The following is a 9491-nucleotide window of genomic DNA, read 5'->3' on the forward strand; positions in this document are numbered from 1 at the left end:
CGGGGTTTGGCCAAGGCTGATACCATGAGGCCTTATGGATGCTGTCGGCTACGGAAAGGCACATGAAACTGACCACTCAACTCGTCTCTTTTATTACGCTGTGCGTGATCTCGGCCATGGCCGTGGTGATGCTCGGCGGGGTATTCAGTTTCCGCCAGATGGGGATGGAGCTGCAGCAAAACCGGGTCGACTCCCTGGTGGAGATCATCGACAAGCAGCTGGGGGTGACCGACGATCAGCAGGCCCTTGCCCGCTGGCTGCCCTCCCTGCTGCGGGCCTCCCACGTGGTCGAGCTGGAGATCCGCCAGGACAGTCAGCGGGTCTACTGGTTTCGCGATGTGCAGCAGCAGACGGACGAGAGTCTGCTGATCCCCTACAGCAAGGCCATTCCCAATCAGGCCGGCATGCAGGCCGAGTTCAAGCTGGACAGGCCCTTCAAGGAGTTCGAGTACTCCATGCAGGCCATGTTCGGCATCTCCCTCGGGGTCTTCATAATGGTGTTCGGCCTCTGGTACTCCATCCGCTGGCTGCGCCAGCAACTGCGCGGTGCCGAGCTGCTGGCGGAGCGGGCCCAGTTGATCCTGGATGGCAAGCTGACCAAGCTGGCCCATGATCCCGCCGACGAGTGGCCCGCCTCCGCCAGCCTGGCCCTCACCCATCTGCTGGCCGAACTGGCCGATGCCCGCAAGGAGCGCAGCCGGTTCGACAACTTCATCCGCAGCAACGCCTTCGTCGACAAGACGACCGGCATAGGCAACCGCCTCTTCTTCGACAACCGGCTGGAAAACGCCATCATGGAGGCGAGCGTGATCAGCGGCGGTGTCCTGCTGATCGAGCTGGCGGGCCTGGAGGAGCTGGATCCCGAGCTGAACGGACGCCCGAGCCAGGATCTGCTGATGGAGGCGAGCGCCTCCATCGGTACCTTCGTGCGCAAGCACAGCGGCGCCCTGCAGGCCCGCTACGCCGGCCAGGTCTTTGCCGTGCTGCTGCCCAGCATGTCAGAGAGCGAGATGGTGGACGGCGCCAGCCAGCTGCTCAAGAGCCTGCAACGGCTGCACTGGCCAGAGTCGGTCAATCTGGAGACGGCCGTCTACCTCGGCGCCGTCTGTTATCAGGCTGAGGACTCCCTGCTCAAGGTGCAGGAAGAGGCGGAGCTGGCCCTCAAGAGCGCGCGGCTGCAGGGCCACAGCGGCTGGTTCCTCTACGAGAAGTCCCTGGACGAGGAGGCGAGCAACAAGGGGACTGTGCGCTGGCGTACCCTGATCAACCGCCGCATCGAGGAGCAGGGGATCTCCTTCTATCTGCAATCTGTGCAGCAGGAGCGAGATCAGGTGGTGCTGCAACAGGAGCTGCTGATCCGCCTCCATGACGAGCAGGGGCGGGAGTTGCAGGCGGGGGTCTTCATGCCCATGGCGGAGAAGGCCGGTCTGCTGTTGCCGCTGGACCGGCTGGTGGTCACCCAGACCCTTCGCCTGCTGCGCCAGCGACCGGAGTCGAGTTGCCCCGTCAGTCTGTCCCTCAGTGCCCAGAACCTGCTCAACCGGGAGTTCCAGCGGGAGCTCTTCTTTGAGCTGTTCCAGCTGCCGCGCAGCATCAATGAGGGGCTGATACTGCAACTGTCCGAGTCCCAGGTGACCCGTCACTACGAGGCGCTCAAGCGGCCACTGCGGGCGCTGCGCATGCTGGGGTGCCGACTGGCCATAGATCACGCGGGCCAGGATGTGGTGAGCACCCAGTACATCAAGGAGTTCGAGATCCACTTCCTCAAGCTGCACCCCAGCCTGGTGCGGGAGATCCACCTTCGTCAGGTCAACCAGATGGCGGTGCGCAGCCTGGTGGGGGGCTGTGCCAATACCCAGGCCCGGGTGATTGCGGTGGGGGTGGAGAGCGGCGACGAGTGGAAGATGCTGCGCCACCTCGGCGTGCACGCGGGCCAGGGGCCCTGGTTCGCCGAACCAGAGCGGCTGGTTATGCCCACATGACGGAACCTGTCCGCCGCTAGGGGCCTGACTTCCTGCCTGCGGGGCAGCCCCAGCCCCAAGGGCGATCGAATGGCCCTGGCTTACAGCCTGCCCTGCTCCCTGAGACCCGCCAGCCCCTGCAGGCCGCCGGTGTGGATGAAGACCACCTGGCTGCCGCGGGGGATCCGGCCCGCGGCCAGCTCCCGAAACAGCCCCCACATCGCCTTGCCACTGTAGATGGGCTCCAGCGGCAGGCCGGTATGGGCGCTGAATGCCTGCACCCATTGCCACAGGGCCGGGCTGAACCTGGCGTAACCGCCGTCGTGGTGCTCCTGGGCTATCCGCCAGCGGTCGGTCGTGGCCGCCGCCGGGTTGAGCCGACACACCTCATCGTGGAGGAAGGCGCCCCCCTTGAGTACGGCAATGGCGAGGATCTGCTCTCTTTCCCGCTTGCCCGCGATGAGCCCCGCCAGGGTGCCGCCGCTGGCGCAGGGCAGCACCCAGAGATCCGGCGAGAAGGGCACCTCGGCCACCAGCTCGGCCACCCCGGGGATGGCGAGCGGGCTGCTGCCCCCTTCCGGCACTATCAGGGTGTCCGGCGCCTCGAACTGGGCCAGCCAGTCCGGATCCTGGCGCCGCCGATAGCTCTGGCGGTCGACAAAAACGAGATCCATTCCCCAGCCTTTGGCCGCACTCAGGGTTGCGTTGCTGACGGTGTCGGCTTCACCGCGTATGATGCCCGTGGTGCGCAACCCGGACCTGAGTCCGGCCGCTGCCAGGGCGTGGATGTGATTGGAGTAGGCCCCCCCAAACGACAGCAGGTGGGTCTTGCCCTGCGCCTGCGCCTGCTGCAGGTGGTACTTGAGCTTGCGCCACTTGTTGCCGGAGAGGGTCGGGTGGATCAGATCATCCCGCTTGCACCAGAGCCGCACGCCCTGGGCATCCAGCAGAGGGTGGTGGACGGGGTGCAGGGGGGAGGGGAGCCGAGCGGGGGCCAGGATGGCATCCCCTAAGGGCGCCCTCTTGGCGGTCAATGCATCGTTTGTCATAAATATGGAGGCTAATGGCCTGTTTATGTTAAGGTTTAGTCCGTTTCATGCGGTCAGGTCCAGGTCTCGATGAAGTCACTTTTCCGACGTTCGCCCCCCAGCCTTCAGGTGGGACTCCTGCTGGCCAGCGATCGCATCCTGCTGGCTTGTGTGGAACCCGTCCCCATTTTTACCAGTCGCGCCATCAATGGCCCTAACGACTGGCCCAAGGCCATGGGGGAGCTGTTTGCCCAGCATGGCCTGGCCAAGTCTAAGGTGCGGGTGGCCCTGGCCGCCAGCCTTTATCAGCAGATCCAGATCGACAAGCCCGCCGTGCCCGACGCCGAGATGGCGGGGGCCCTGCCCTGGGCCATCAAGGATTTCGTCAACGAACCCGTGTTGCAGCTCGCCATGGATTATGTGGATCTGCCGACTCCCCCTGCGGGCCGGCCCAGGATCAACGTGATCTGCGTTCCCAAGAGCCGGGTGCAGCAGCTGGCGGATGCGGTCAACGGCGTAGCGACCCTGGAGGCCATCGTCAGCGACGAGCTGGCCATGACGGCCCTCTACGAGGCGGACCAGACGGTGCGCATGCTGCTCTGGCAGCCCAGGGGGCAGGAGTTGCAACTGCTGGTCTTTTATCGGGGAGGTCTCTGCTTCTCGCGCCCGCTGCGCGGCTTTGTCGGCCTCACCGGGGCCCATGAGCCCGATCAGGGGATGCTCGACGGGCTGACGCTGGAGATCCAGCGCTCCCTCGACTACCTGGCGGGCCAGCTCAAGCTGCCTGAGCCGGGCCAGATGCAGCTCGCCATCGGCTCCCCCTTCATCGGCACCCTGGTGCGCCACCTGGAGCAGGCGTTCGGCTTCCCTGTGTCCGCCATGGCCAACAAGGCGGTGCTGGCCGGGGTCGAGTATCTCTCCGCTTACGGCGCCGCCCTTGGCAGGAGCGAAGGATGAAACACCATATCAACCTCTATGGCGCCGAATTCAGGCCAAGGCGCCTGTGGGCCAGCCTCAATCAGATGGCCCTGGTCTGGGGCGGCTGCCTGCTGCTGCTGATTGCGGCCACCTTTTTCTATGGCTGGCAACAGAAGGGCGTCGACCGTGAGCTGGCCCAGGTACGTGCGCTGCTCGATGTGCAGCGCAGTGAGGCATCACGGCTCGATGCCGCGCTGGCGCGCCATCAGGCGGACGGTCAGCTGCAACAGCAGTTGGTCAACAAGCGGGAGGAGCTGGCCGCCAAGCAGGCGCTGATACGCCAGCTCGGCAGCCTCTCCCTGCAAAAATCCCAGGGCTACGCCAGCGTGATGGCGGATCTGGCCCGTCTGCGGGATGCCCGCCTCTCCCTGCAACGGATCGAGATAAGTGACGGGCACATCAACCTCTCCGGGGTGGCCGAGCGCAGTCAGGATGTGCCTGCCTGGGTGAACCGCTTCAAGCAGACCCCGTCCCTGGCGGGCAAGCAGTTTGGCGAGCTGACCCTGAGCCGGGACAAGGCAGGCCAGCTGGCCTTCCAGCTCAGCGGCATAGCACGGGAGACCCCATGATGGAGATGACGGCACAGTGGCGGGCCTGGGCACAGCGCGTGGCCGCCCTCAGCCTGCGGGAGCGGGTCTTGATCCTGCTGACGGGCACCATACTGCTGGGGGCGGCCGGGATCTACGGCTGGCTGGATGCCGCCGACACCCGGCTGAGCCAGGAGCGGCAGGCGCTGACGGCGGCGCAGCGGGATCTGGAGATCCTGACCCTGGAGAACCAGGGCAAGCAGGCCCGGCTGGGGCGGGATCCCAACGCCCAGGTGCGTCAGCAGCTGGCTGGCGTGGAGGCGTCCCTCGGTCGGCTGGATGCCGAGCTCAAGGCCCAGACGGTGGATCTGATCCCGGCCCACGAGATGCCAGCCGTGCTGGAAGCCTTGTTGTCTCGCTCCGCCAACCTGCATATGCTGGCGCTCACTTCCCTCAAGCCCGAGCCGCTGATGGCCGGCGAGCAGAAGGCCAACCTGTTCAAGCACGGGATCCGGCTCCAGCTGGAGGGGGGCTATTTCGATGTCTACCAGTACCTGAAGGCGCTGGAAGCACTGCCCCGCCACTTCTACTGGAAAGGGTTCGACTATAGGGTGGTCGAGCACCCCAAGGCGGCGGTGGAGATGGAGATCTACACCCTGAGCACCAGCAAGGAGTTCATTCGTGGCTAAGTGGCTGACATTGTTGTGCTGCCTGCTGGGCCCGCTGGCCCAGGCTGAGGTGTTGCAGGATCCGACCGCCCCTCTGGCCGGCAGTGGCGCGGCGGCGAGCCCGAGCAAGGGGGCCGGTCTGCCCAGGTTGCAGAGCGTCATCCTGGGTAACGGCCCGGCGCTGGCGGTGCTCAACGGTCAGAGCTATCGGGTGGGCCAGCGGATAGACGGTTTCCTGCTGGTGGGCATCAGCGCCGATGCCGTGGTACTGGAGAAGGCAGGCAAGCGTCAGACACTGACCCTGTTTGGCAGCAAGATCCGGATGTGAAGTCGGTTCCGCGCGGGATGCTGCGGGCCAGGTTTGTCGAGTTTCATTGCGAGTCAGGTGCACCAATAACATGAAAAAACACCATTTCTGTCTGCTTCCCCTCGCATTGGCGGTGGCGGCTTGTACCAGCTATCAGCACCCAGAACCGGTGCAGGCCAAAGACGCCCTCAAGCAGGCCATGAAGGAGCAGACCCCGACCGCGCCGCTGACCACTTTGCCTCCCTCGGTGCAGAGCGAACTGCTGCAGCTCAATCGCCCCCAGCAGCCCCTGGCTGTTCCGGAGAAACGGCTGCGCATCGCGGCCCATGACGTCGATGCGGTGGAGTTCTTCGGCTCCCTGTTCAAGGGCTCCCGCTACAGCGTCGCCGTCCATCCCGGGGTGGCCGGTGCCATCTCGGTGGAATTGAAAGACGTGACCCTGCAGGAGGCGCTGGCCACGGTCGGCGACATGTACGGCTTCGACGTGCAGCGCAAGGGCAATGTGTTTCACGTCTATCCGGCGGGCCTTCGCACCGAGACAATCCCGGTCAACTACCTGATGATGGCCCGCCGCGGCCTCTCCCGAACCTCGGTCAGTACCGGCGGGGTGACGGCCAACGACAACAACAATAACGGCAACAACAACTTCGACAGCAGCGGCAACAATAACAACGGCAACAACAACCTCGGCTCCTCCAACGGGGACAACGGCAACAGCAACAACAGCAACGGCACCCGGATCGAGACGGACAGCAACAACGACTACTGGAGCGATCTGCGGGACGCCCTGCAGACCCTGATCGGCACAGGCGAGGGCCGGGCCGTCATCACCAGCCCCCAGGCGGGTCTGGTCACTGTGCGTGCCTATCCGAAGGAGCTGAAAGCGGTGCGCGAGTTCCTGGATCAGTCCGGTGAACACCTCAAGCGCCAGGTGGTGCTGGAGGCGCGGATCCTGGAAGTGGCCCTCAACGAGGGGTACGAACAGGGGGTGGACTGGAGCGGTCTCTCCGCCAGCTGGGACGGCAACAAGGGCATCACGGGGGGCGGCTCCCTGCTCGACAGCCCCATCGCCTCTACCCCCAACCAGATCTTCAGGGCCCTGGGGGGCGGCGCCGGTTTCACCATCTCCGATGGCAACTTCAATGTGGCGGTCAGCCTGCTCAAGACCCAGGGGGACGTGAACACCCTCTCGAGCCCGCGGGTCACCGCCACCAACAACCAGAAGGCGGTGATCAAGGTGGGGACGGACGAATACTTCGTCACCAACGCCTCGACCACCACCACCACCTCGGGCAACTCGGCGCCCATAGTGACGCCGAACGTGGAGTTGACCCCCTTCTTCTCCGGCATAGCGCTGGACGTGACCCCGCAGATCGACGAGGCCGGCCGGGTGCTGCTGCACATCCACCCCTCCGTCATCGACACCGAGGAGCAGAGCAAGACCATCAACGTCGGCACTGCGGATCCCCTGGTGCTGCCGCTCGCCAAGAGCTCCATTCGTGAATCGGATACCGTGGTGCAGGCCAACAACGGCGACATCATCGTCATCGGCGGCCTGATGAAGACCGACAAGCAGGAGATCGTCAGCAAGGTGCCGCTGCTGGGGGACATTCCCTGGGTTGGCGAGGCCTTTACCAACCGCCGGGAGAGCACCAAGAAGGTGGAGCTGGTGATCCTGCTCAAGCCGACAGTGGTGGAGAAAGACACCTGGCAGAAGGAGCTGCAACGCTCCTCCGAGCTGCTCGACAAATGGTATCCGCCCAAGGGCTAAGCCATGATGCTGAATCGGTCTATTCCCGGTGTTTCCCTGCCGCGAGCCTCTGAGCTCTGCCTGGGGGGGCGTCCTCATGTACCTGAACCATGTTGTTTGGCAGGTGTTCTCCTTCGGCCTGATCGGCGTTGGCCGTGACGGGGACTGGGAGGGGATATGTACCTGAACCATTTCGGTTTGCAGGAGGCGCCCTTTGGCCTGACCCCGAATACCGGCTTCTACTACGGCCTGCCTCCCCACGAGGAGGCCATGCAGGTGCTGAACTGGGCGCTGGCACAGGGGGAGGGTTTCATCAAGGTGACCGGCGAGGTGGGCACCGGCAAGACACTGCTCTGCCGCAAGCTGCTGAGCGAGCTCGGCTCAGAGGCGTGCCCGGTGCGCCTGGCCTGGCTGCCCAATCCCCACCTCACCCCGGGGGAACTGCGCACCGCCCTGGCCCTGGAGCTGGGACTGGCGGTGCAGGGGGGCAGCGAGCTGGATCTCACGGATCGCATCCATCGCCACCTCATCGCCCTGCACCAGCAGGGGAGCCGGGTGGTGGTGCTGATCGACGAGGCGCAGGCCCTGCCGGACGAGACCCTGGAGGCCATCCGGCTGTTCGGCAACCTGGAGACAGAGTCCAGCAAGCTGCTGCAAATAGTGCTGTTCGGCCAACCCGAGCTGGATGTCCGGCTGGCCAGACCCCACTTGCGCCAGTTGCGCCAGCGCATCGGCTTCTCCTACTGCCTGCGCCCCTTGCGGTGTGACGAAACCCGGGCCTATCTGGAGCACAGGCTGCACGTCTCGGGTTATCGCGGGGCGACGCTGTTTGGCGGCCTGGCCCTGCGCCTGCTGTGGCGGGCGTCCCGCGGCATTCCAAGGCTCATCAACGTGCTGGCCCAGAAGTGCCTGATGCTGGCCTACGGCCGCGGGACGCGGCGGATCGACAGCGCCCTGGTGCGCCTCGCCATTCGCGATACCGATGACGCCCGCGGTGGCTCATTCGTGCGCTGGTGGCCCCTGTTGTTGTTGCTGGGCACTGCCCTGGCTTATGGAGTCTGGTCATGAGCGTGATCAATCAGATGCTCAAAGATCTGGAGCAGCGCCAGCCAGGATCCGATGGCGCCGCCGTCTATGTGGCGCCGGCGCGTCAGCAGGGGTGGTGGATGCTGGTGCTGACCCTGCTCTGCACCCTGGCGCTGGCCATCCTCGGCTGGCGCACCTGGATCTACTGGCAGCAGAGCCAGCGCACGGCGCAGCCGACGGTTCAACTGACGACCGAGCTCGCCCCGGCGAGTCAGGCGCAGACGCCGCCTGCCTCTTCTGCCACCGAGGTGGTCGCCGCGCCCGCCGAGCCCCAGGGGGCTGCCTCCGTGGCGGTCGCTCTGGATGCCGCCCCAGTGGCCGCAATGGCAAGGGTCAGCGCGCCTGCCGGGGGGGCAGAGGGATCTTCCGCGACCGAGGCGTTCGCCGACGAGGCCCCGGCGTCAGAATCCCTGGCCGAGACGCCACCGGAGGATGAGGTCACGCCGAGCGACGAAGAGTTGCAGCCGGATCTCTATGCCGAGCTGGCCGCAGAGCAGGAGGCGGCCCCCCAGGAGGTGGCCGCCCCGCCCCGCAAACCCGGCGTGCTGAAGATAGAGACGGTGGATCTCTCCGAGCCCGAGCTGGCGGCCCTGGCCGAGCGCAAGGCGACTACCGCCATGGCCAAGGGCCAGATGCGGGAGGCCCAGGACAACTATTACCAGGTGCTGGTCCATGATCCGCACAATCAGGGGGCTCGCGAGCAGCTCGCGGGCCTGCTCTACGGCGAGGGTCGGCTGACCGAGGCCAGCCAGGTGCTGGAAGAGGGGTTGAGGCTGGATCCGGCGCAGGCCGACCTGCGGCTGCTGCTGGCCCGGGTGGCCATCAGCGGCGGGGATCGCCAGAAGGCGCTGGATTGGCTCACCGGCTATCAGCCGGATCTTGCCGCCAATCTGGACTATTACGCCACCTGGGCGGGGCTAGCCCAGGAGCTGGGTCAGCCCGCCCAGGCGTCCGAGCTCTACGTCAAGCTGCTGCGCCAGCAGCCGGATCAGGGGCGCTGGTGGCTGGGGCTGGGGGTGGCCGAGGATGGTCAGGGCCACCGCCAGCGGGCGCTGGACGCCTATGGCAATGCCCAGTTGCACGGGAACCTCGGCGAGGCATCGACCCGCTGGCTGGAACAGCGGATCGCCGAGCTGGCGCCTTGACACAACAACCCCCTCCCGGCCTCCCCCTTCGAAAGGGGGAG

Annotated in this window: 9 protein-coding genes; 8 read left to right on the plus strand and 1 reads right to left on the minus strand. The window is 65.7% G+C overall.

Going from position 1 to position 9491, the window contains the following annotated elements; genetic code table 11:
• Positions 1-62: 62 nt before the first annotated feature.
• Positions 63-1982, plus strand: coding sequence for an EAL domain-containing protein (locus AB5Y91_RS15335; RefSeq protein ID WP_368170177.1), 1920 nt, complete (start codon positions 63-65; stop codon positions 1980-1982).
• A gap of 80 nt (positions 1983-2062) precedes the next feature.
• Here the strand turns inward: AB5Y91_RS15335 and AB5Y91_RS15340 are convergent, their stop codons facing one another.
• Entirely contained in the window at positions 2063-3010 is a 948-nt protein-coding gene (locus tag AB5Y91_RS15340; protein ID WP_368170178.1) for a 1-aminocyclopropane-1-carboxylate deaminase/D-cysteine desulfhydrase, read from the minus strand.
• Positions 3011-3079: 69 nt separating this feature from the next.
• Here AB5Y91_RS15340 and AB5Y91_RS15345 point away from each other — a divergent pair, with 69 nt between their 5' ends.
• From AB5Y91_RS15345 to AB5Y91_RS15375, 7 genes are all read left to right on the plus strand, one after another.
• Positions 3080-3946: an MSHA biogenesis protein MshI gene (locus AB5Y91_RS15345; RefSeq protein ID WP_368170179.1), complete on the plus strand. Its 867-nt coding sequence runs from the start codon at positions 3080-3082 to the stop codon at positions 3944-3946.
• Positions 3943-4536, plus strand: coding sequence for a PilN domain-containing protein (locus tag AB5Y91_RS15350; RefSeq protein ID WP_368170180.1), 594 nt, complete (start codon positions 3943-3945; stop codon positions 4534-4536). The genes AB5Y91_RS15345 and AB5Y91_RS15350 overlap by 4 nt, the downstream gene beginning before the upstream one ends.
• The gene (locus AB5Y91_RS15355) at positions 4536-5183 is read left to right on the plus strand and encodes an MSHA biogenesis protein MshJ (RefSeq protein ID WP_106887810.1); all 648 of its coding nucleotides are present in this window, start codon (positions 4536-4538) and stop codon (positions 5181-5183) included. The genes AB5Y91_RS15350 and AB5Y91_RS15355 overlap by 1 nt, the downstream gene beginning before the upstream one ends.
• Positions 5176-5490, plus strand: coding sequence for an MSHA biogenesis protein MshK (locus tag AB5Y91_RS15360; RefSeq protein ID WP_043129479.1), 315 nt, complete (start codon positions 5176-5178; stop codon positions 5488-5490). Before AB5Y91_RS15355 ends, AB5Y91_RS15360 begins: the two co-directional genes overlap by 8 nt.
• A gap of 70 nt (positions 5491-5560) precedes the next feature.
• Positions 5561-7240 (plus strand): pilus (MSHA type) biogenesis protein MshL, encoded by a 1680-nt coding sequence (gene mshL, locus AB5Y91_RS15365; RefSeq protein WP_106885199.1) that lies wholly within the window; start codon positions 5561-5563, stop codon positions 7238-7240.
• Positions 7241-7396: 156 nt separating this feature from the next.
• Entirely contained in the window at positions 7397-8287 is an 891-nt protein-coding gene (locus tag AB5Y91_RS15370; RefSeq protein WP_139744575.1) for an ExeA family protein, read from the plus strand.
• Positions 8284-9450: a tetratricopeptide repeat protein gene (locus AB5Y91_RS15375; RefSeq protein WP_368170181.1), complete on the plus strand. Its 1167-nt coding sequence runs from the start codon at positions 8284-8286 to the stop codon at positions 9448-9450. Before AB5Y91_RS15370 ends, AB5Y91_RS15375 begins: the two co-directional genes overlap by 4 nt.
• Positions 9451-9491 lie beyond the last annotated feature (41 nt).

Source organism: Aeromonas sp. R4-3, from assembly GCF_040908275.1.
In the GTDB taxonomy this organism is placed as follows: domain Bacteria; phylum Pseudomonadota; class Gammaproteobacteria; order Enterobacterales; family Aeromonadaceae; genus Aeromonas; species Aeromonas rivipollensis.

Excerpts from the sequence above, each read along its gene's own strand:
- AB5Y91_RS15355 (WP_106887810.1), top strand. The coding sequence starts at position 4,536 with ATGGAGATGACGGCACAGTGGCGGGCCTGGGCACAGCGCGTGGCCGCC.
- AB5Y91_RS15375 (WP_368170181.1), top strand. The coding sequence starts at position 8,284 with ATGAGCGTGATCAATCAGATGCTCAAAGATCTGGAGCAGCGCCAGCCA.
- AB5Y91_RS15350 (WP_368170180.1), top strand. The coding sequence starts at position 3,943 with ATGAAACACCATATCAACCTCTATGGCGCCGAATTCAGGCCAAGGCGC.
- AB5Y91_RS15370 (WP_139744575.1), top strand. The coding sequence starts at position 7,397 with ATGTACCTGAACCATTTCGGTTTGCAGGAGGCGCCCTTTGGCCTGACC.
- mshL (WP_106885199.1), top strand. The coding sequence starts at position 5,561 with ATGAAAAAACACCATTTCTGTCTGCTTCCCCTCGCATTGGCGGTGGCG.
- AB5Y91_RS15345 (WP_368170179.1), top strand. The coding sequence starts at position 3,080 with ATGAAGTCACTTTTCCGACGTTCGCCCCCCAGCCTTCAGGTGGGACTC.
- AB5Y91_RS15335 (WP_368170177.1), top strand. The coding sequence starts at position 63 with ATGAAACTGACCACTCAACTCGTCTCTTTTATTACGCTGTGCGTGATC.
- AB5Y91_RS15340 (WP_368170178.1), bottom strand. The coding sequence starts at position 3,010 with ATGACAAACGATGCATTGACCGCCAAGAGGGCGCCCTTAGGGGATGCC.